Genomic DNA, 23,579 nt, shown 5'->3' with positions numbered 1-23,579 from the left:
ATGGCGGGATTTTACATTAAAAAAGTTATAGCGAAAAGCACCGCCAAGGGCGATGCCAGCGTTTCCTTCGGTAAAGGACTGACCATCATACAGGGACGCTCTGACAGTGGAAAGACCTGCGTGGCAAATTGTATTGACTTTATCTTCGGTGGATCCGTGGACAAGCCGTTTAAGGAAACGGCAAAATATGACGGCGTGACCATGATTGTCGGATCAAATGACCGTGATGGCGAAGTCACTCTTCATAGGAATGTGGGAAAGAATCAGGTAGAGGTGACCAGCACCATAGACGGTATAGATAGCGGCACCTATGATGTCAATTACCGTAAGGGAGCAAAGAATCCACCTCTGAACGAAGTATGGCTGAAGCTCATTGGAATCGAGCAAGAAACCATGATTGTAACGAACGCAAGGTTCGAAAAGAAGCGGCTTACCTGGCGCAATTTGCTGCGTGTATTTTATTTAGACGAAAACCGAATTGATGATATTGACTCTATTGTAGAGCCAAAACATCGCTATATGGAGAACACTCTATTCCTTTCGGCACTTTTGTATCTAATAACCGGCAGGACTTTTACAGAGACAGATGCCCAAGAGAAAAAGGAAATAAAGAAAGCGCGCCGAAAAGCTGTAGCCGAGTATGTTAATCGGAAAATCCGGGATGCTGCGGAGCGCAAGGAGCAGCTTGAACAAGATCTGCACATTTTTGATGGCGCGGATGTCGAAGCACAAATAGCCCAAGCGACCGCTGCATTGCAGGATACACGGGAAAAAATTGACCGTGCGCTTGCAGAAAGCCAAATAATTCTCTCTTCCATTCTGGAAGCAGAGGAACGAGCTGCGGAGTGCGATGTTCTTTTGACGAGATACCACAGGCTTGCCGCGCAGTATAAAGCTGATATTCAACGGCTTTCTCTCATTGTCGAGGGAGAAGAAGCCTATCATGAAGTTCCACAAGTCACCAAATGTCCATACTGCGAAGGAACGATTACTCCTCGTAAGCGGATATCCTATATTGCCGCATCCAAAGTAGAAATGGAGCGGACGATGGCTCAACTTTCCGGTCTTGAAGATACGGAGAAAGATGTCGAGGAACGGAAGAAAGAAATCAAGGCCGAACTTGATAAGTTTAAGCGGCAGCGTGATGCTCTCGAATCTAAAATTAAAACAGAACTACGCCCCAAGGAAAGTGAGCAGCAAAACACAGTCGATGCTTATAAGGCATATCTCCGAATTGCCAGTGAGATCGCATTGATTGAAGCCTATGCCACGGACTTTGGAAACGATCTGACTGCTTTAGAAAACGAGCAGAAAAATGATAGGACTTTAGAGTATCATCCCAAGGACTACTTTGGGGATGATTTTGCCACCACGATGTCTGAATATGCCCACTCCATTCTTAAGGAATGCAATTATTACGGTTTGCTTCAAGCGCACTTCAATTTCACAACGTTTGATATTGAGGTAAATGGCGAGGATAAAGGAACGAGCCACGGCAAAGGCTACCGCTCTTACCTTAATACAGTGATGATAATGATGTTGCGGAAATATCTGGCGCTAAATGCTAAATTCGATCCTCACATTTTTATCATTGATACTCCGCTTCACGGCTTCGATGATGGGGTGGATGACAGGATGCCGGATAGTATGAGAGCTGGGCTTTACCGCTACTTCATGAATCATCAAGACGAGGGACAGCTTATTATTATAGAGAACCTTGACCATATCCCTTCCCTTGAATACGAGAAGCATGGCGCGGTCGTTGAAACCTTCGGCAAAGGATTGATTCCGGGAACACGATATGGATTCCTAAATGATGTGAAGTAATTTATGTAGAATGTAGAAAGAGAGAAATCACGGAGGTAATGCAGATGCGTTTTAGCTATAACAAACTCTTTAAACTTCTTATTGACCGCGGGATTAATAAAAAAACTTTGCGGGAGATGAGCGGTATTAGCGCCACATCCGTTGCCAAGCTCGGAAAAGGCGGAAATGTGAATACTGATGTTCTGCTACGTATATGCGGTGCGCTAAAATGCGATGTTGGTGATATTATGGAATTTATTGACGATGAAGAGAGCGATGCTTTATCCCCATCATCAAAAGATAGAGTGAGGAATTAATGAGAGGAAGTAGAACCATGTTGGGACCAATTCGATATGCAGAATTCTGTACGGGAGTCGGCGGTTTCCGACTTGGAATTGAGGCGTCAGGAATAAGGGCTGAGCCCGTTTATACAAACGAAATTGATGACAGTTGCGAAAAGACCTATAAGCAGAACTTCGGGATTGGTTTTGACTCAAAAGATATTTTTGAGATTAATCCATTTAATCTTCCTGATTTTGATATGCTGTGCGCAGGATTTCCTTGTCAGCCATTCTCTGCTGCAGGAAAAGAGCTTGGATTTAAGGATTCGAGAGGAACGGTTTTTTTTAGACTGATGTCCGTAATTGAGGCAAAGAAGCCCCAAATAGTATTTTTGGAAAATGTTCCGAATCTGGTAAGGCATGATAAAGGAAGGACATTTCGAGTTATTACTGAAAAGCTGACGGATGCTGGATACTGCGTATCTTCCGCTATATTGGATAGTGCATATTTTGGAATCCCTCAAAGCCGTTCACGCATCTATATTGTGGGCCTTCGTAAGGATATTTACGGAGAGTGTATAGTTGAATTTACAAAGAAGAGGACAGAAAAAACAGCTTTTCGACCTTTCGTCATTCACGGCGATCGCTCTATCCCAATAACCAAAAGATGGGATGAGTACATTGATTATTATCTGGGCATTAAGACCATAGATGAAATGTCGTTTGATGTTCCTCGGACAAGAAAGTCATTGGAGCGTGTCGCGGCAAATTGTGACCTCAGTGATTGTGTTTTTCAGGTGAGGTCGAGTGGCGTAAGAGCATTGTCAATTGATAATCCTTTACCTACCCTTACAGTTTTGAACTCGGGCGGTGGAGCACATATTCCGATTCTTTCAAAAGAGCGTAGGCACTTGAGCGTTAACGAAATGAAAAGAGTTATGGGATTTCCGGATAATTATGATTTTACGGCAGTTTCTCGAACGGATGCAGCTAAACAATTGGCCAATGCGGTCTGTCCCCCTGTAATTGAGTCTGTTTTTAGGGATATTGTGGAGGCAATTGGCTATCAGGAGGAGTGACTATTTTGAGTGAAAAGAAAACGAACATATATCTTCAGAGGCTGAACTCATTCAGCAAAGAAGTTGATTATAAATATAACTGTATCAGTCTGTTCAGCGGTGGCGGCGGTCTTGATCTTGGGGCTCATTTTGCTGGTTTCAAGACGCTTTTGGTGAGTGATATCATTCCGACATATACAGAAACAATAAAAGCCAACCTGCCCCATGTTTCTGTATATAACGATGATGCAATGGATCTGACCGCTGAAAAAATCAGGAGCCTGGCTAATATTAAAGGAGATATAGATTTGATTATAGCCGGTCCGCCCTGCCAAGCATTTAGCATTATGGGCAAAAGGCAGTCTTTGGATGATCCAAGAGGCAAATTGACTATAAAGTATTTTGAGCTTGTATCTGGGTTGAGACCGAAGGTGTTTATGTTTGAAAATGTTCCTGGTTTGATGACAGTAAATCATGGAGAGGATTTTACTAATCTCTTGGAATTCATTGAAAACAAAACGGGCTATCAATTGTATAGAACCAAATTAAATGCATCTGACTTTGGCATTCCGCAAGAAAGAGAACGGATTTTTATTGTTGGATTTAGACCTGATATATCGTGTGAATCCTTTTCTTTCCCAACAAATGCAACAGGTCCTTTTCACGATCAGCTCCCCGATAAGATGCCGAGCAAGTATGCTCTGGAAAGTGTAGAGGGATTGCCAAATCAAGTGATCAGAGTTCATACGGATGCTGTAAGAAAGCGTTTTGAAGCAGTCCCCCAAGGTGGAAGGGATCGCGGATCTTATTCGGACAGACTAAAACCGGATATGCCATCGGGTACAGTGATGATTGGTTCTTCTGCAGGAGGCGCAAGACCGTTTATTCATCCATATGAGCCAAGGGCTTTGACAGTTAGAGAAACTGCGCGTTTACAAAGTTTCCCCGATTGGTATGAGTTTTCAGGCTCAAGAACCGAGCAATATCGACAGGTAGGAAATGCCGTGCCGCCTTTATTAGCATATGAAATACTGTCGGCAATAAAAAGAGTGTTGGAGGCGCAAAATGTATCCTAATATTCCATATGAAGGCTTATCGTGGCCAATTACTCAACACGCCGGAGTCTTAAAAGCCGAGGTGTTTGATGGTCTGCTGAATGCTTGTCTCCTATGCAAAAGAGAAACTATAGATGCGAAGAAAATAAACGGATATCTCGTCAATAACGGAATCCTTACAGCCAATGTTCGAGCAGATAGCAATCAGGTTGATGCCTGGAGAGATTATCAGCAGATATTGAGCGAATTTGGACTCATATACTCTACGAGAATAACCAAGGTACTAACGCTTACGCCTATAGCGATGGCTTATTTGAACAAAAACCTTTCTTATCCAGAATTGATTACCTTACAATTACTAAGGTATCAGTACCCGAACGGGCATAAGTCTCAATTAAGTCCATCCTTAATGCAAAGCTATGGTGAAAACTTTAATTATGAATCTTTTACGGAACTGCAGGCGCATTACAATATCCAAATAAGACCAGCGGCATTAATATGGAAGATTTTATATAAGTTGTGGGAAAGCGGTGAACAGCCCATATTATCATTGGACGAAATGCAGGCATATGCAGTACGATGTACGACTATGCTGGATTATTCACTTTGTACTGAGAGCATCATAGCATCACGGCATGGCGGTCAACAACTTCAGCCACTAACGAGAGCAAGAAGAAATATGTCGGATTGGATGAAACTTCTTTCACAGACGCTACTTTTTAATGTCAGCTCGGATGGAAATAATATCGCCCTATCCGCATATTCGATAAAAGAACGAAAATCAGTAGATTGTGTGTGTAAGCGGCTTTCGGACTCGTCCTCTTTTTGGATATATAAGGAAGAAAATTTCAAACAGGATTGGTTCGATTATTACGGCGATTATGATAATAGCATTGAATATATCCTTAAGGCGGACTAAAAGAGGAGGACTAAGTCATGCAAGACGAAGCTATGATATATGAACGAGCAGGAAATTTGGTTATGGAGTATCCCAAGACTCACACCGTTAGGTTTGATACTCCTGTAGACGAAATAACAAGTCTGCTTAATGATTTCAAAGAAAAATTCGGCCCTGACGTTTTGAAAAAATTAAGTGACGATGAATTGCTAAGCTACCTCTTCCTAACGGCAGATGGAACTAATGATAGTCTTTGCTACCATTTGGAGTTTAATCAGAAGTTGAAGCGCACTTTTGGAAGTATTTCAGGCGGCTCATCATTCAAGTTCGGTCTTTTTCAACGTCAGGAAGATGGGTCATGGACTACTGGCGCTCCAAAGACACCTCAAGTTCTTTCAGAGTCAGATGCGTTGCAATTTGGTAAAACAATCCGCGACAACCTTGTGAGTGCTTGTGAGATGATTCAATCCAGAACACTCGACTCTGTCGAAGCTTATGAGAAATTGGATGATGATTTGAACGCATTAATGGGTAAATTTGCCACCTACGCATGGGTGCAGAAATATTTGCACATGATTTTTCCCGACCAGTTTATCGGTTGGTATGTAACTGATTGGCTTAAGCATATTTTGTTCGGATTTGGAATAAAACCAAGTGAAAAATACTATGGTATGAACGGGCAGCTTGCACTTATTAAAAAGAGAACAAACTATATGTCTCCTAACTTTCAAGATGTCTGTTATGCAATGTTTGGAGAAATCCGCCATTTCTTCAGGCTTGGTTCTTCTGATGAGTCTGAACACTATGCTGAGAAATGGATGAGTAAGGGAATTATAGCCATCGGATGGAAAGAGACAGGCAACCTGCTCAACTACATCAAAAATGGCTCTCTTGACAGAGACAAGGTGACAGAAGCTCTGTTAGAGCATTACTATCAGAACGATAGAAAAACAGCCTCAAGAAAAGCTGGAGAAATAAAAGCTTTCTATGAAACATCATCGACTTCTGTTATTACTGTGATGGATGGTTCACAATTAATAGCTTTTGTAGATTCGCTCTCCCCATATTTTTATGAAGAGAATGAAGATATGGCACATCAAAAATCTGGTGTGTGGCATTCTTCGTTTGACGAATCCGATAGACTTCCGGAAGACGAGGGATACTTAACTACATGTTATGAGATAAAAAAACCTGAAAATCTTCTATTCTTGTATAAAAAGTATTATTGGTCGCGAGGAACGGAGAAGTCTCCAATTTTGGTTGATGATTATATCCCGATTAAGTTCAATACGGGATACCTATCCTCTTTTGAACGGAACCGCATCCTCTTCGGTGCTCCTGGTACTGGTAAAAGTTTCACTCTGAACTACGAAAAGGAGCAGCTACTTGCAGATGGCGGCGAATGCGAGCGTGTAACTTTCCACCCGGATTACTCCTACGCCAATTTTGTCGGTACATATAAGCCGGTACCTTGCAAAGACAGCGAGGGCAAAGATGCCATTACTTATTCCTATGTACCGGGGCCATTCATGCGCATTTATGTAAAAGCCCTCCAGAACAGTAGGACTGATGCTCCTAAGCCGTTCCTGCTTGTAATTGAGGAGATTAACCGTGCCAATGTTGCTGCTGTGTTCGGTGATGTATTTCAGTTGCTTGACCGTGGTGGTGATGAGGTCAGTGAATATCCAATCCAGGCATCTGAGGACATCAAAAAGTATCTGGCGGGAGAACTCGGTGGCAATCCCAACGATTATTCCGAAATCCGTATCCCTGACAATATGTTCATCTGGGCTACCATGAACAGTGCTGACCAGGGTGTATTTCCGATGGATACTGCTTTCAAGCGCAGATGGGATTTTACCTACTTGGGTATTGATGATAGTGAAGCCGGAATCGTTGGAAAAAAGGTCATTCTCGGTCAGGGTGATTATCGCCGCATTGTGGAATGGAATGCGCTCCGCAAAGCTATCAATAACGAACTACTTACCTACAAAGTGAACGAGGATAAGTTGCTGGGCCCATATTTCATTTCCAAAAAGAATCTGCCGGAAGGTGAAATAATCGATCCCACTGTTTTCACTCGTGTCTTTAAGAACAAAGTCATTATGTACCTGTTTGATGATGCCGCAAAACAGAAGCGTATTACGCTGTTTGGTGGCTGCGACGAAAAGGCAAAGACTCAGTATTCCAAGATTTGCAGAGAATTTGACATCAAGGGTGTATATATTTTCTGCGAGGGAATCAGTAGCCAGTTTATTGATAGTGTCCCAGAGGATGATGGAGAATGATTTCAGTATTTTTACGAGAACAAAAACGCTATACCCAGGAAGACCTGGTTAAAGAGTTCCATTGCTCTGAGGAAAAGACTGTTCACATTCTGAAACGTCTGAAAGAATATGGCGTGTTGAAGGCAGTAAAAGCAAACGACATCCAAAAGGATCTTACCGATCTGGTAGATGAGGACATCGAAATCGCCGATGTTGAGGTCGGCGAAAATGAGTATCTTTATGTGTTCACCTTTGTGGGCGTTATTACCATTGAGGGTCGTGTGCTAAAATGCTATCCAAAATATCTGCTCGATACCACGGCTCCCAAAACAGAACTGAAACAGGTGTTGAAGGTTCTGGAAAAGTACAATTCCAAGGAACAAATTATTCGTATGTACAACGATACGAGTGACAGCAGCGCATTCAATATGCTGGCTGTTATGCTGTTCCTCCTCCAGGATTATTTCGAGTACGGTGCCTACACCAACACGCAGGACATCATCGAATCCAACGGAGCCGGTGACATTCTTTGGGATAAGACCATCAACGAAACTTTCACCCTCTTAAGCAACAACCGGCCGTACTACCCGGAATTGTTGACCATGAAGCGTGTGAATGACGATTTCGATTTCTTCAAGCGCCTACATGAGTCTATCCTCACCCGTTGCACGGAGGAATTGAGAGATGCCGACCTGTTAGATCTGTTTGACATCATGGGTGTAGATATTTCCGATGAGCAGATCGAGGACTTTGGAGACAAAGAGTATGTTCTGGAGCGTATCATTAAGGAACTCAATGTCCAGTTTAATACTCGCAAACAGCTTCTGCTGAAAACGCTGTATGCCTACATTGCCAACAGCAGTGCCCTGGATGATCTGGACTGCTTCAGCATGTTCGGAACGAACAGTTTTAATATGGTGTGGGAAAAAGTATGTGCAGAGGTGTTGGACAATCAGTTACAGAAGCCGATTGGTGGATTGCGACTACCTGTACCATTGGCTGAGCAATATCACGATATGAGGTATAAGAAACTCATCGATTTGATTGATAAACCGCAGTGGTCTGGAACTGCACCGAACGGGGAACCGTTTGTTAAGCAGGCCGAGGACACGCTCATCCCAGACCTCATTTCAATCGTTAATGTCGATGGGCACTGTCAGTTTATCATTTTTGATGCAAAATACTACAATATTCAACTGGAACATAATAAAAAGCTGCGCGGTCAGCCTGGTATTGAGTCCATCACCAAGCAGTATCTGTACCAGTTGGTCTATCAGCCTTTTGTGGATGCTCACCAGATAGGTACGGTAAAAAACTGTTTCCTTATGCCGACAGAAATGTCGGAAATTATCGAAAAGGGCTCTGTCTCCCTTGCCATGATGAAAAGGCTGGGATTGGAGGACATACAAGTGCGTCTTTTGCCGGCGAAAACAGTGTTTACACACTACCTCAAAAACACTAAGTTGGACATACAAGACTTGAATCTTCGATGACGAGGAAATACTATCGGCAAAACATAAAAACTGTTTTTCGAATGACATCCGCTATATGACGGCTGTCATGGACTACCAGAAACGGTTCGAAGGAAGGATGGCGGTGTCTCATGGCCAAATTGAAATTCCTGTATTTTATGGATTACGAAGATGGGGAAATTGCCAGGGTAGAAACCAGTGATGATGAGGGCCTGGAGATACCATTCAACATCTTTATTGACAATGCGGATGAATACACGGATGCGAAAGAAGGCTCGTGTGCCATCGATATTTGTGGTGTGGGGAGCGATATACGGATTTTTAATTCCGAGGAAGACTACTGCAAAGACGAGAAAAATAAAATGGCATCCATCTCTATGATTCCAATGGGGACATTCCCAGCGAATAACGATTGGGAGCATTTTGAGCAGAGTCCACATATCCTGTTTTCTGGCAGAGTTCTTGATGTGGAGTGGAATCCATCAGCCAAATCAGATGAGCCGAACTGTGATATTGTGGTAGAGACGCTTGGCTTTACATTTAATCTATATCTCCGATATGATGGAACAGTTAATGTGGGAAACATCGTACACGGTATCGCATGGATGTTCGGCAACATGGTTATGGACTGAAACAAATCTGAGGAACAGTTGTAACTAAGGAATGTACGGTCTCTTATGTGGAATGACAGATGGGCTGTTGCGGAAACCTTTTAATTTTTCCACACCTTTTAATTATTCCAAAATCACTACACCGCAAGGCTGTCACTCCGCCACATTACCGAGCGGCAGCAGGACAAATGAACACATAAAACAAGGGCTTCCAAAGTCAGAGCATGACCTCGGAAGCCCTTATTTCAAGCCTTTTTCGGCGGCTTTTGCCCCGGAGAGGGCTTTTTCTTTTGTATCAAAATCAGTAGGAACATAGACCCTGCCTGTGGTACTGCTGGCTTTCTGGTATCCGCTTCGGAATATATCCGCAAGCATTACGAGGACACCATGACCAGCGAGCAGTGGGAACATTTCGCAGGGGAAGCCTTCACTGGCTTTGATACGGACAGAACCATGCTGCGGATCTCCGCCATGAACCTGATGCTCCATTCCATCACTAACCCGGAAATCGACTATCAGGACAGCGTATCCAAACAGAACCAGATCAAAGAAGCTTATACGGTCTGTCTGGCAAATCCGCCATTCAAAGGGACAGTGGATGCCGAAAGCATCAACGACGATCTGAAAGCCGTGACCAATACCAAGAAAACAGAGCTGCTTTTTCTGGCACTGTTCTTGCGGATGCTGAAAAAAGGGGGCAGATGCGCCTGCATCGTTCCGGACGGGGTGCTTTTTGGTTCGTCCAAAGCCCATAAAAGCATTCGGAAAGAACTGGTGGAAAACCATCAGCTCAAAGCGGTGATCTCCATGCCCTCCGGCGTGTTTAAGCCCTACGCCGGCGTGTCTACGGCGGTGCTGGTGTTCACCAAAACAGGGGCAGGCGGTACAGAAAATGTGTGGTTCTACGATATGAAAGCCGACGGCTTCAGTCTGGACGACAAACGCAGCGAAATCGCCGACAACGACATTCCCGACATTATCCACCGCTTCTGTCATCTGGAGCAGGAAGGAGAACGGGAGCGGACAGAACAGAGCTTCTTTGTGCCAAAAGAGGAAATCGCCCAAAACGACTATGACTTGTCCATCAATAAGTATAAAAAGGTGGAATATGTGCCAGTGGAATACCCTTCTACAACGGAGATTCTGGCAGATCTCAATGAGCTGGAAATGGAGATTACCAAAGGACTGGCAGAATTGGAGGGAATGTTGTGATGGCAAAGTTAGGAGATGTATGTCAGAAGAAAATTGATACAATTAAGTCAACATATAAGGGTGATATAAACTACATTGACATATCTTCTGTTGATAATCAACGGAAAGAAATCATACAAACGCAAATCATGTCATTTGAGGACGCACCAAGTAGAGCAAAACAACTGGTATTTCCGGGAGATATTCTTGTTTCGACGGTTCGTCCAAACTTGAATGCTGTTGCTTTGGTAACTGAAGGTTTTGATAGCATCACAGTTGCATCAACTGGATATTGTGTATTACGATGTCTGTCTAATACTGATAACAAATATGTATTTTACTTTTGTCAATCACCTGCGTTTATTGAAAATATGGTTGCTCAAGCGACTGGAGCAAGTTATCCGGCAGTAACATCTTCTATTGTAAAGGAATGTTCTATTCCTCTTCCGCCATTGGAAGAACAGCGAAAAATTGCGGCGGTGCTGGACAAGGTCAGCGACCTCATAGCCAAACGCCGCCAGCAACTGGAAAAGCTGGATTTGCTGGTAAAGGCAAGGTTTGTGGAGATGTTTGGAGACCCAGTAAGCAACCCTATGGGGTGGGAAGAAACAACTATTGGAAAAGCGTGTTATTATATTAAAGATGGTCCACACAAGTCACTAGTAGATGTTGGTAAAGAAAGTGGATATCCATTTATATCTGTTCGAAATATTGTAAATGGAAAGATTGATTTCTCAACTGCAAAATATATTTCTGAAAAGGATTATCAAGAATCTATAAGAAAATGTAACCCTCAAAAAGGTGATATATTATATAGCAAAGGTGGAACTACAGGAATTGCAAAACTTATTGATGTTGATATTAAGTTTGCAAATTGGGTGCATGTAGCAGTTTTAAAATTTAATAATTCTTTGAATGGTATTTTTTTTGAAAATATGCTTAATTCTAATTATTGCTATATACAATCACAAAAATTAACAAAAGGAATTGCAAATAGAGATTTGGTTTTAAGTGCAATAGCCCAAATAAACATATATAAACCATCAATAGAACTCCAAAGAAAATTTGCCAATTTTGTAAATCAAACAGGGCAAACAAAAACAAAAGTAAATGAAAGCCTTGAAAAACTGGAAACATTGAAAAAGGCTTTGATGCAGAAATATTTTGAGTGAGGTTTTAGTGATATGAAATATTATGCAGCAAGTGTTGAGTTTTCCGTTGAGGGAAAAGAAAATATTATTACGATTAAAGATGAAATAAGTAAGGAAGAATTTGATAAATTATTTGATTCAACTCGTTTTTTAGATAATATAGGAGCAACAAAAGAAGCATATAAAATTGCAGTTCAGAACGGAAAAGAATTGGAAATTTTTCTATCAGATTCGGAAATGAAAAGAAATATTTTTATAGAACAAAACTCACCATCAAATTTTGTTACCAATGCAAATAGATTAACTTATAATTTTTGCGCTTCTATAAAAACATTTGTAGATTATGCTACGATATCAGTAAAAAGAAAGGGGGAGAATAAATTTAAGAGTTTCGATAATTTATTAAAAAGAATTTTTGACGAATCAATCGAATATAGGTTTTTTTACAAGCTGAGAAATTATATTATTCATTATTCGTATCCTTTTACCACACTAGAAGTAGCAATGCCAGATAAGGTAAATTTGGTTTGTAAAAAAGAGCATTTACTGAAATATGATGGTTGGGGAGCAATTTTGAAACAAGATTTTTTAACTATGCCAAATTGCATTGATATAAGACAATATATAGAAGGATTAGTTAAGTATCTAAATATAATTAATTTAACTGTATATTATCATTATGCACACGATTATTGTAATGCTAGTACAAATTTTGCGGATTTTCAAAAAAAATATAATTTAGCATATCCAACAACCATAAGCATTGAAAATGAAAAAGAAAGAATCCATCCGTTACCAATAGAAGCGATTAGGGATGGTATTAGACAACTTGAGATTAACCCTAAGATTAATTTAGAACCTATATCATAATTATTGTTTCAGGAGGTGACCCCATGACCAACTTTTCTTTCCTAAAAGAAAAATCCACCTACGCCCTCTTTGCCTCTGCCTGCATCGAAGCGGAGCGCATCTTTGCCGCTTCTCCTGCCATGTGTGCCGTGGGATGTCGGAAAGCCTTGGAACTGGCGGTGAAGTGGGTCTATGCCGCCGATACCACCATGGAGATGCCTTATCGGGACAACCTCCAGTCCCTCCTCTATGAGCCTTCTTTCCGTTTTGCCGTAGACCGGAATACTTGGGGCAAGCTGCCCTTTATCGCCAAGCTGGGCAATGAAGCCTACATACAGGATTGAATATGAAAAAAGGATGATGTGCCACCAGAATATTTGTTTTTTCATAAAGTAAAAATATGTTTATTAAATAAGGTAGTGGGGGAATATAGCCGAATATTTCAGTGAGTTACTTGAAAAAATGGATTTTTTCTTTGATGGGAGAAAGATTAAAATGCCATGGCGTTGGACAAGATCAACATCTGCATTATTAAATGCCATAGTAATTGGAAAAGATAGATTTGCTACTAGAGCAAGATTCATGGGGATTTTTGTGGATCCAGTGAGTAATTCGAAACAATGGTAAAAAATAGTTTTGAAATACCATATATGGATAATGATTTGTAGTGAGATTCTAAACTATATATTTCTTGTTGATATTACAGCAGTCGAATTAACGGTTAATCAAGATATGAAAGTATTTATAGCAGGGTAATTTTATACTTCAAAGCAATTGAAATGGATGCTCTAAGTGGAGTTAGAGATGTTGCTGCTAATAATATTGACTTTAAAGAGCTTCAAAAATGTCTAGAAATTGTTCCATTTATTGAATTACAATTTTGTGGAATAAGCTGAAAAAACAGAAACAAGTATTAAAAAGCTGAAAATGTTGAAAAAGTTTTGATGCAGGAGTAATTTGATAGATAATAGGTAAGTACAAAAAGTAAATTTAAAAAGGGGATAAATATAATGGAAATAGGTCTAGAAACAATTCGACTATTTATGAATATTGCTTTAGTGATTGTAGGTACAATCGCATTATGGGTGTACTGGCTACAGGAATATCATAAGAAAAAAGAAGCTGCAACAATGATTGTATTACAAATTAAGGAGTTGTGGAGTGAAATAAATCGAATAAATAATTTTAAAGAATTTGAAACCAATATAAACTTACTATATTTTTATGAGCATAAGGCATTGATTCTGACTGATTATTGGAATCAATATAAACATCTCTTTGTTAGAAAAATGGATGTAGATGATTATCAGGAAATAAATAATTTTTATAAGTATATTTGGGAAATGGATATACAAAGAGGTATTATCCAGGATCTGATTGAAAACACATTTTTTCAGATGAAAAATATTATTGCCGGAGTAGAACAAGCATATTTATCTAAACAACTAAGTGAACAAAAATCAGCTGAATCTATTATACTCCAATTAAAATATAAACAGGAGGTATTACAAAAAATATTAGATTATACAGGAACAAAGGCAGACTATGTTCCGCAGCAAGCAATGCTTAGTTTCATAAAAGTACATGAAAGGTGTCTAAAAATTAATCCTATTAATTCAAATGGATATGCGTATTTAAAGAAAAAAATGTAAAGTTTTATTTCTGGCAATTTGAAGTATAGGTTATATTTTATTTATAGTAAACAAATAGATACTAGGGGAATATTTAATCAACAAATTAATGTAATTATTCCAAAGAAAGATGATGTGCTAGATTTACACTGGTTTATGTTGCTATCAAAGTCTACAATATATGGTACTTAAATATGGCATTAAAAGGGATACTAAACAAGGGGCAACTAGCAGAAATGCTCTTTCCTTTTGCACTAATAGAATTATAAAATCAATTTTTGGTGTTTGTTAAGCAGACAAAAATAATTATGTATGAGAGCCTTGCATAGTTGAAAACATTGAAAAAGGCTTTGATGAAGGAACATTTTGAGTGAAGGATGGTTTGATAAGGATTGAGAATTTTATTTTGGAATACACATAAAAACGAAAATATTAATGATGTTCTGAGGCAACTCATCATTGAAAATAATGCTTCTATTATTATATTGGCTGAATATTCTGCAAAGATAGAAGAACTCATTGCAATGTTGGCATTATACGGCATAACAATGAAACAGTATGCCACTTGTTGCGAACGCATATGTTTATTAGGGACATTAGATTGTGTAGAATTAAAACTTGATGAGAGTCATTATACAATACAAATAATTAATGGCAAAGATATATTGTGTTGTGTCCATCTAAACAGTAAATTACATACGGAGCACGAAAGTTATCGTGAAATTCTTATTGAGCGGATTATCCATGATTTACGGACCATAGAAGAAGAAATTGGAACAAAAAATTCTATTGTGGTTGGAGATTTCAATATTAATCCGTATGAAGCAAGTTGTATTGATGCTCGGTACTTTCATGGTATTCCGGTATGTAGTGAGGCAGAGAGAGGTTCGAGAATCATAGCTGGAAATGAATATCATATGTTCTATAATCCAATGTGGAATTTTTTGGGAGATTTCCAGAAACCTTATGGAACTTATTATTATAATGGGGGCGGTGCAAAAAACACATATTGGAATATATTTGATCAAGTTCTTTTCAGACCAATTTTGAAAAAACGTTTTTTAAAGGATAGTCTAAAGATATTGACCGAAACGGAAACAAAGTATTTGCTAGATAGCAACGGACATCCAGACCAAAACATCAGTGATCATTTACCAATAATATTTGAAATAACGGAGGAAGTATCTCATGGATAAAAAACTTAGCTTTGGTGAAAAATTGGATTTTAGTGATATTGATTTGACCGCACCTGATAAAGTTATAGAAGAAATTTTACTACAATTGCCTGAGGAAACACGGGGAATTATTAGGGGGGAGATTCAGCCTTATGGCGGGCGTGTTTATTCTTACACAAAGACTAGCTTTTCAGGAATAGCGCAAGCCTTAGGTAGTGTAGAGAAAACTGTTAGTATTCAGAATGATTTGGGAGGGATCGGTCAAAATGTAAGTAAGTTTGAGTGTTTTCTTTTTACTCCGGAATATGATGCGTATAAATACAGAGTTTTTTTTATAAAGTATGGTATTGCTAATTATCCTGTGGATGTAATATTGGATGAGAGTATAGCTCGTAGCATTTCGGACACCTTAGTAAGAGATGTTTATACATGCAATACTCGTGAAGAGCTTGAAAATTTAATATATAATATTTTTAATTCAAAGCGAATGGTAACGGTTATGCAAGAATTAATTAGAATCAATCAGGCTAAAAGGATTGAAAAAGCTAGTTTAGAAACAGAGGATTCTGATGATGGAGAGTAAAATAATAATGTAAGGTACGATGTACGAAAATGAACATTTCTTTTTTTAATGCAAAGTTTGAATATGTCATCTTTACCATTTCTGTATGAAAGTAGAGTTTTGTTAATGTGCAGCATAGATTACAAAGAAACCATTGGTTGAAACTATAGTGATGATAATCTTCCAATGTAAAATATTGATAGAATTGAATTCTTGTTTAATAACTTTTTTCCATTTTTGAAGATATTTAGAACAAAAGGTGAACAATAGATTTTTGATTTTGAAATTATCTGATTACAATGGCAAATTTAGATGAAGGTGACAAATATAAAATAGCTTACAGAAGAACAAATACTAATTTCAGAAAAATGTAAAAAGGAGGTGAGGATTTGAAAAATAATTTTGTTTCTCAATCTTTACAAGACCTTATTTGGGAAGCAATCAAAGAAATCAATCCATCAAAGGAAAAATACCCAGTTTTATTTCATTATACACCTTTAGAAAACAAAAATAAAATTATAATGAAAGAAAAAATAGATCTTCGTTTTACAAGAGCGGATCGCTTTCGAGATACAAAGGAAGTTTTACACTCTGTCGAACTAATGAAAAAGGCTTTATCTTCTTTATTCAATCAAAATAAAATTGATAAAGCATATTTTCAAGTCATGAAAGAATATCTGGATATAGGTCAAGATGTGAAAGAAATAGTTAGAGAATTAAGAAGTAAATATGTTTTTTGTTTTAGCAAGAATGGAAATTCAGAATATCTGAAAAATAATTATGCCTGTGCCAATAACTCGAAAGGTGTAAAAATATCTTTTGATGTATTTCAATTAGGCGAGTTTTTGCATGATGATGAAATCGAAGGAGATAAAGATAATTTTCCATATCCAGAAATGTTTGAGGTCGAATATAACGACGAAGAAGTTATAGCATATATGCAAGCATTTCTCTTGAAAATGTATCAACTAAGAGATCAGGACGATGAAAAAAGAAGTCTTTCTAAAATTATTATACGGGAAGTTATTTCAGTTTTAGGATTGGTCTATAAAGATGGTAAACAATTTCATCAGGAAGAAGAAACAAGGATAATTCTAGATGAGGCAATTTTAAATTATACAGAACATTCAAATTTTTATTCTGTTTATATGGAGAAAATCGAATGTATGGGGAAGGAAGAAACATATATTCATGTTCTTATGAATCCAATTGTATTGCAAGAATGTGAGGAGGTGACCCCATGACCAACTTTTCTTTCCTAAAAGAAAAAACCACCTACGCCCTGTTTGCCCCTGCCTGCATAGAAGCGGAGCGCATCTTTGCGGCTTCTCCTGCCATGTGTGCCGTGGGCTGTCGGAAAGCCTTGGAACTGGCAGTGAAGTGGGTATATGCCGCCGATACCTCTATGGAGATGCCTTATCGGGACAACCTCCAGTCCCTCCTCCATGAGCCTTCTTTCCGTTTTGCCGTAGACCGGAATACTTGGGGCAAGCTGCCCTTTATCGCCAAGCTGGGCAATGAAGCTGTACATACGGGGCATAACATCCAGAAGGGTGACGCCCTTTTGTGCCTCCAATCCCTTTTTGAATTCGTCCAGTGGATCGACTATTGCTATGGCACCGCCTATCAAGAACGGAAGTTTGACTCTGCCCGTATCCCTGCCGAGAAAATCGCTGTGGATGTGAAGAAGATCAAGGAACAGGAAAGCCTGCTGGATGAAAAACAAGCGGAGATTGAAAAACTCCGCAAGCAGATCGAGGAAATGTCTGCTCGTTTCACGGCGGAAAAAGACCAGCATAAGAAAGAGCGTACCTTCCAGTCGGAGGATCTTTCGGAATTTGCCACCCGCAAGCGGTTTATTGATGTGGATCTGAGAGATGCGGGCTGGCATTTGGAAGGCGTGGACGCCGATGTGCAGGTGGAATACGAAGTGGACGGTATGGCAGGTAATGTGGGGCAGAAAGGCTATGCGGATTATGTGCTTTTTGGTAAGGATGGTCTGCCTTTGGCTGTGGTGGAAGCCAAACGTGCCAGCAAAGACCCTAATAATGGATGTAAACAGGCGGTTTTGTATGCGGACTGTCTGGAACGGAAGTTTGGCAGACGCCCTATGATTTTCATTACAAACGGCTTTGAAACTTATTACTGGGACGATCAGACCAGCCCGAAACGGCAGGTCAGCGGCATTTTCAGCAAAAATGACCTGCAAAAACTCATGAACCGCCGGACAGAGCGGCTGAAACTGGAAACAGTGCCTATCAGCGACAAAATCACCGACCGCTATTACCAGAAAGAAGCCATTCGTGCCGTCTGCGGACAGATCGAAAAGGGTTTTCGTAAGCATCTGCTGGTGATGGCAACAGGTACAGGCAAAACCAGAACGGCATCCAGTCTGACAGATGTGCTGAGCCGTGGGAAGTATGTGACAAATATCTTGTTTCTGGCTGATCGTACCGCATTGGTGAAGCAGGCAAAAGACGATTTCAAAAACTATCTGCCGGATATGTCCCTGTGCAATCTCTGCACCAATAAGGACGACCGCAACGCCAGAATCGTCTTTTCCACCTATCCCACCATGCTCAACGCCATTGATGATACGAAAACAAAAGACGGACAGCGGCTCTTTACCCCTGCCCATTTTGACCTCATCATCATTGATGAAAGCCATAGAAGTATTTTCAAGAAGTATCGTGCCATTTTCCAGTACTTTGACGCCATTTTGATGGGGCTGACGGCAACGCCAAAAACAGACGTAGACCGGAATACATACGATTTCTTTGAGATGGAGCATGGTGTGCCTACCTATGCCTACGACTATGAAACGGCGGTTTATCAGGATAAAGTGCTGGTACCTTATTATAATTATGAAGTGAAAACCAAGTTTTTGGAGGAAGGCATTACTTACGACGATTTATCCGAAGAAGATAAGGCACGCTATGAAGATGATTTCACAGAGGACGGTGTCATGCCGAAATTTATCCCTTCTGCGGCATTGAACCAGTTTGTATTCAATGAAAAAACCGTAGATCAGGTGCTGCAGGATTTGATGGAACGGGGCATCCATGTGGCAGGCGGCGACAGATTGGGGAAAACCATTATTTTTGCCCAGAATAAGCGTCATGCCCAGTTTATCGTGGATCGGTTCAATGCTCTGTATCCCCAGTATCATGGGAATTTTGCCCAGCGGGTAGTCTGTGACGATTCCTATGCCCAGACCGTCATAGAGGATTTCAAGATACCGGAAAAAGCACCCCATATTGCTGTATCGGTGGATATGATGGATACGGGTATCGACGTGCCGGAATGCGTGAATCTGGTGTTTTTCAAGAAAGTCCGTTCCAAAGCCAAGTTCTGGCAGATGATTGGACGGGGCACACGGTTATGCAAGGGACTGTCCTGTATTGATCAGATCGACGGGGAATATACGGATAAGCGGCGGTTTTTGATTTTCGATTACTGCGGCAATTTTGGATATTTCCGTCAGCATAAGGAAGGCTATGAAACCAGAGAAACCAAAACCCTGTCAGAAAATATTTTTGGGAAACAGGTAAGAATCATGATGACGTTGCAGGAAAGTACCTTCGCGGATGCAGATTATCAGGCATGGCGGAAGAAGTTGGCAGAAACCTGTCATGGACAGGTGGCGAATTTGAAACGGGAACTGATCGCCGTCAAGATGCGGCTGCGGTATGTGGAGAAATATCAAAAAGAGGATGCTTTTGCCCATATCAGCGATCTGGACAAAGGGGAACTGGAACGAGAGATTGCGCCGCTGGCTTTTCTGGATGATCCCGATGAATTTGCCAAGCGGTTTGATAATTTCATGTATGGACTGATGCTGGCACATCTGGAGCAGATGCCGTCCTTCAAGTATGCGAAGAAACAGCTTTGTGATATGGCGGCGCTGCTGGAAAAGAAGGTCACCATTCCGCAAATCAAAGAAAAACTGCCGCTGATTCGGGAAATCGGTACCGATGCTTTCTGGGAAGCCAAGGATTTGCTTTTGTTTGAAAAGGTGCGGAAGGAACTGCGGGCTCTGATTCAATTTCTGGACGAAGGAGAGAAAAAGCACCAGATCATCACAAAACTGACAGACCCTGTCACAGAGCAGCAGGAAGGGGTACAAATGGAGGCAGCCTATGATTTTGAGGATTATCGGGCGAAGGTGAACAGATATGTCAATGACCATGGGGATACCTTAGCCATCCATAAACTGACCCACAATATACCGCTGTCCCAAGGGGATTATCAGGAATTGGAGCGGATACTGACCAGTGAATTGGGCAGCAGAGAGGACTATGTACGGGAATTTGGAGATACCCCCTTTGGTCTGTTGATCCGAAAGATTGCCAAGCTGGATCATGAAGCGGCGATGGACGCATTTTCCGCGTTTATCAACGACCAGTCTCTGAATCAGAAACAGATCGCTTTTGTCCATAAGGTGATCCAGCATATCGAATTGAACGGATACATGGAAAATCCTGCGGAGCTGACAAAACCGCCTTTTGATAAGCCCATCAGTTTTCTCAAACTCTTTGACGCAAAGACACAAAAAGAATTGGTGGATACCATCAATACGGTACGAGAAAATGCGGTGAAGGTGTCCATGTAAGATTCGGATCATTTTATCATATTGTATACAATTTTTACATCAAAAAAACAGTTTCAACCCGAAATATAGGGATTTGAAGCTGTTTTTTTATTGCTCTGAAAAAAATGAAAATCATGTGCATCAAACCCCTTCGCAGTGACCTGATATATGAAGGGTTATTTACCAAGAAAAAACAACAGGCTTGGCGCAGTATGTTTTAAAGCAATCAGATGGTTCAGGATCGTGCATTTTTCACAAACTATCAGAAATTTTGCAAAAACCTGCATAAAGTACCTCTCAGTTCGGCTTATAAGTGAAGGGATTTTTATTCGGACAATCATTCTGATAAAAAAATTGAAAAAATTTTCTGAAATTGGTTGTAAAAGGGGTCGTTTTTTCGGCTTATAAGTGAGGGGGTTTTTTCATTTAAAAATTTTCTTCAAAAGTTTTCGAAAAAAGCGGGGCAAACACCCTCATTTTTCGGCTTATCAGTAAGAGGTTTTTTCATCCCTTCGATGTACCTTGAAAACTGCATACAGGCAATATAAATACGTTACTCTGTTTTGCCCGAAAGGGAAAAGCAGCACCATGCAGTGCGCCATGACGATGAACAGGATGTGAAGAAATATCCGAGCGATTTTTGCTGTATGGGAATGATCTTTTGGCAGGATCAAATGCCATGACCGAAACAGAGCCGCAATGATACTTCTGCCGAGTCCCAGACATCGCAAGGACGGCAGCCTCCATGACGGGGGAGGTGAAACGCCTATGTGTGCAGCCAGGCACAGTTTATATTGCCATATTTTTATCTGCTTTCACCAGAGGTATGGTTGGTACCGTTGCTGAAAACAGATAAAAACAAAAGGAGGGAACTGTATGATAGAAAAGAAAGAAACGAGAGAAGTATATTATGCTCTGTCCAGAAAACTACTGGATCTGATGCTGCAAAGCGGTTATCTGAATCGGGAGGAGTACGAAAAAATCGACGCACTGAACCGAGAAACTTTTTCTCCGGAACTTGCCCAAGTATATGCGTAAAACCATAGATGTGTCAAAAAAAGTGTGGTATTGTGTTGTGCGAAAGGAGGAAACCTGATGGAAAAGAAGATCACAAAAATCGAACCGGTCAGAAAACAGGAGCAGCAGAACGCACCCATGATGAAGCGAGTTTGTGCATACTGTCGTGTCAGTACAGCGTCAGGGGAACAGAAGCATTCTCTGGAAGCCCAGATACGATATTACACAAAGCTGATACAGGAAAAAGAACATTGGATATGGGCAGGGATTTATGCGGACGAAGCCCAAAGCGGTACAAAAATGACCCATCGGGAGCAGTTCCTGCAAATGATACAGGACTGCGAAAAGGGGAAGATCGATTTGATCCTGACAAAATCCATCACTCGATTTGCCAGAAACACCGTGGACAGTATCAGCACCATTCGTATGCTGAAAGACATGGGTGTGGAAGTCTACTTTGAAAAAGAGAAAATCAGTACGTTTTCGGAGAAAAGCGAACAGTTGCTGACCATACTCAGTTCCATTGCCCAAAGTGAGGCGGAAAACATCTCTGCCAACAGCAAATGGGCGGTACAGCGGCGGTTTCAAAACGGCACTTATAAAATCTCAACACCTGCCTATGGCTATGAAAAAGACGAGAATGGAGAACTGGTGATAAAATCGGAAGAAGCCAAAGTGGTACGCAGGATTTTCGAGGCGTATCTGGGTGGGAAAGGCTGCTATACCATTGCCAAAGAATTGCAGGAAGAAGGCATCCCTACCATACGGAATAAGGGAAAATGGCATGAAGTCGTGGTGCAGGAAATTCTCTTAAATCCTGTCTACGAAGGAAATCTCATTTATCAAAAGACATACAGCACCTCTTGTCTGCCCTTTACACGAAAACGCAATCATGGTACATATCCAAAATACTTGATTACGAAAAACCATCCGCCTATCATCACCAAGGAAGAAGCGGAAGCTGTGCGTCAGATTTATGAATACCGCAGCCAGTCAGCGAAAAACAAGGTGTCTTCCCTAAACCGATATGTATTCAGTGGTTGTATCCGCTGCGGCGTATGTGGAAACGTCTTTCGCAGACAGAAAATTTATATGGGAAAGCCTTATGAAGCAGTCCAGTGGTGCTGTAAAGGGCATTTGCAGGATATGACAAAGTGCAATCAGAAAGCTGTTCGGGAGGAGGTCATCCAAGAAGCCTTTGTGCATCTGTGGAACCGTCTGGCAGGAGCTTATGAAGAAATTTTTCTCCCCCTTCTGTCTGCCCTGAAAGCAGCGCCAGAGGACGGGCAAAAAGAACAGGAACAATGGAAAAACCGAATACAGCAAATCCAATGGCAGTGTCAGATGCTTCAGAAAGTTCTTTCGGAAGGGAGCATGGACGCTGCCATTTTTATAGAGAAGCGAAATGCACTGGAGCAGGAGCTGGAAACAGCCCGACGAAACCTGAGAAAATTGCAGGACAAAGGCCTCTTTGAGGAAGAAATCGCCCAGACAGAATACTTGATAGCGGTCTTTCGGTTGCGTCCTAAAGTTATGGAAATATTTCAGGAAGAAGCCTTCACGCTGATCGTGGAGCGGGTGATGGTATATGAAAATCGTTTAGAGTTTCAATTAAAAAATGGATTGATATTGACAGAAACTTATGGAAAGGAGCGTTGAGGGATGCAAAGACATATCCCCTTGGGCTATTCTGTGGCGCAGGGAAAAGCGCAGATAGACCCAGAAACCAGTCAGGTGGTGCAAGCTATTTATCAGGCTTATGACAATGGGGCATCCTGCAATGCCATTGCTAAGGATTTGACGGCAAAAGGCATACGGACGGCGAATCAAAAAGCAGTCTGGCATTGCTGTATGGTGGGAAAGATACTGGAAAACAAAAAATATCTGGGGGATGGTTTCTATCCCAAAATGATAGAGGAAGCATTGTTTCAGCGAGTCCAGAACCGGAGAAAGGAACGAGCGGA

20 protein-coding genes and 1 pseudogene are annotated in these 23,579 nt (G+C 40.8%); 20 read left to right on the top strand and 1 reads right to left on the bottom strand.

Translation table 11 applies throughout. The annotated features are described in order from the left end of the window. From INF29_RS01290 to INF29_RS01255, 8 genes are all read left to right on the top strand, one after another. On the top strand, positions 1-1,827 hold the full coding sequence (locus INF29_RS01290; protein WP_133145285.1) for an AAA family ATPase: 1,827 nt from the start codon (positions 1-3) through the stop codon (positions 1,825-1,827). Between the two features lie 44 nt (positions 1,828-1,871). Then, a complete protein-coding gene (locus INF29_RS01285) occupies positions 1,872-2,123 on the top strand; it encodes a helix-turn-helix domain-containing protein (protein ID WP_133145286.1) in 252 nt (83 codons plus the stop codon). 17 nt (positions 2,124-2,140) lie between these two features. Next, positions 2,141-3,166 (top strand): DNA (cytosine-5-)-methyltransferase, encoded by a 1,026-nt coding sequence (gene dcm / locus INF29_RS01280; protein WP_193484132.1) that lies wholly within the window; start codon positions 2,141-2,143, stop codon positions 3,164-3,166. 5 nt (positions 3,167-3,171) lie between these two features. Continuing rightward, positions 3,172-4,221: a DNA cytosine methyltransferase gene (locus tag INF29_RS01275; RefSeq protein WP_165483717.1), complete on the top strand. Its 1,050-nt coding sequence runs from the start codon at positions 3,172-3,174 to the stop codon at positions 4,219-4,221. Continuing rightward, complete coding sequence (locus INF29_RS01270) at positions 4,211-5,119, top strand: hypothetical protein (protein WP_193484131.1); 909 nt, start codon at positions 4,211-4,213, stop codon at positions 5,117-5,119. Before INF29_RS01275 ends, INF29_RS01270 begins: the two co-directional genes overlap by 11 nt. Before the next feature lie 17 nt (positions 5,120-5,136). After that, entirely contained in the window at positions 5,137-7,386 is a 2,250-nt protein-coding gene (locus INF29_RS01265; protein WP_133145292.1) for an AAA family ATPase, read from the top strand. Next, positions 7,383-8,858, top strand: coding sequence for an LlaJI family restriction endonuclease (locus INF29_RS01260; protein WP_193484130.1), 1,476 nt, complete (start codon positions 7,383-7,385; stop codon positions 8,856-8,858). The genes INF29_RS01265 and INF29_RS01260 overlap by 4 nt, the downstream gene beginning before the upstream one ends. 110 nt (positions 8,859-8,968) lie before the next feature. Further along, a complete protein-coding gene (locus INF29_RS01255; RefSeq protein ID WP_193484129.1) occupies positions 8,969-9,469 on the top strand; it encodes a hypothetical protein in 501 nt (166 codons plus the stop codon). A gap of 219 nt (positions 9,470-9,688) precedes the next feature. Here INF29_RS01255 and INF29_RS14890 read toward each other — a convergent pair whose 3' ends face one another. Next, on the bottom strand, positions 9,689-9,823 hold the full coding sequence (locus INF29_RS14890; protein WP_272872619.1) for a hypothetical protein: 135 nt from the start codon (positions 9,821-9,823) through the stop codon (positions 9,689-9,691). Here INF29_RS14890 and INF29_RS01250 point away from each other — a divergent pair. The 12 genes and pseudogenes from INF29_RS01250 to INF29_RS01195 all read left to right on the top strand — a co-directional run. Beyond that, positions 9,764-10,660, top strand: a pseudogene (locus INF29_RS01250) (HsdM family class I SAM-dependent methyltransferase); the annotation flags it as partial. The gene INF29_RS14890 and the pseudogene INF29_RS01250 sit on opposite strands and share 60 nt — an antisense overlap. After that, positions 10,660-11,811 carry a restriction endonuclease subunit S gene (locus INF29_RS01245; RefSeq protein ID WP_193484128.1) on the top strand — a complete coding sequence of 384 codons (1,152 nt, stop codon included), beginning with the start codon at positions 10,660-10,662 and terminating at the stop codon, positions 11,809-11,811. The pseudogene INF29_RS01250 and the gene INF29_RS01245, both read left to right, overlap by 1 nt. Before the next feature lie 12 nt (positions 11,812-11,823). Continuing rightward, the gene (locus tag INF29_RS01240; protein WP_193484127.1) at positions 11,824-12,660 is read left to right on the top strand and encodes a hypothetical protein; all 837 of its coding nucleotides are present in this window, start codon (positions 11,824-11,826) and stop codon (positions 12,658-12,660) included. Positions 12,661-12,683: 23 nt separating this feature from the next. Continuing rightward, entirely contained in the window at positions 12,684-12,983 is a 300-nt protein-coding gene (locus tag INF29_RS01235) for a DUF4145 domain-containing protein (RefSeq protein WP_193484126.1), read from the top strand. Positions 12,984-13,649: 666 nt separating this feature from the next. Beyond that, positions 13,650-14,291 carry a hypothetical protein gene (locus INF29_RS01230; RefSeq protein ID WP_193484125.1) on the top strand — a complete coding sequence of 214 codons (642 nt, stop codon included), beginning with the start codon at positions 13,650-13,652 and terminating at the stop codon, positions 14,289-14,291. Between the two features lie 371 nt (positions 14,292-14,662). Next, positions 14,663-15,466, top strand: a complete 804-nt coding sequence (locus INF29_RS01225; RefSeq protein ID WP_193484124.1) for an exonuclease/endonuclease/phosphatase family protein — start codon at positions 14,663-14,665, stop codon at positions 15,464-15,466. After that, entirely contained in the window at positions 15,459-16,028 is a 570-nt protein-coding gene (locus INF29_RS01220) for a hypothetical protein (protein ID WP_193484123.1), read from the top strand. Before INF29_RS01225 ends, INF29_RS01220 begins: the two co-directional genes overlap by 8 nt. 368 nt (positions 16,029-16,396) lie before the next feature. Next, positions 16,397-17,251 carry a hypothetical protein gene (locus tag INF29_RS01215; RefSeq protein ID WP_193484122.1) on the top strand — a complete coding sequence of 285 codons (855 nt, stop codon included), beginning with the start codon at positions 16,397-16,399 and terminating at the stop codon, positions 17,249-17,251. Then, positions 17,248-20,619, top strand: coding sequence for a DEAD/DEAH box helicase family protein (locus INF29_RS01210; protein WP_193484121.1), 3,372 nt, complete (start codon positions 17,248-17,250; stop codon positions 20,617-20,619). Before INF29_RS01215 ends, INF29_RS01210 begins: the two co-directional genes overlap by 4 nt. Before the next feature lie 855 nt (positions 20,620-21,474). Next, complete coding sequence (locus INF29_RS01205) at positions 21,475-21,636, top strand: SHOCT domain-containing protein (protein ID WP_193484120.1); 162 nt, start codon at positions 21,475-21,477, stop codon at positions 21,634-21,636. Positions 21,637-21,693: 57 nt separating this feature from the next. After that, positions 21,694-23,274 (top strand): recombinase family protein, encoded by a 1,581-nt coding sequence (locus tag INF29_RS01200; RefSeq protein ID WP_193484119.1) that lies wholly within the window; start codon positions 21,694-21,696, stop codon positions 23,272-23,274. Between the two features lie 3 nt (positions 23,275-23,277). Further along, the coding region (locus INF29_RS01195; protein WP_193484118.1) for a recombinase family protein at positions 23,278-23,579 on the top strand (302 nt) is incomplete at its 3' end.

It is taken from the genome of Anaerotignum lactatifermentans (assembly GCF_014982935.1).
Lineage (GTDB): Bacteria > Bacillota > Clostridia > Lachnospirales > Anaerotignaceae > Anaerotignum > Anaerotignum lactatifermentans.
Note: the sequence above shows the minus strand (reverse complement) of the source record. Positions and strands in the feature narration are given on the sequence as shown.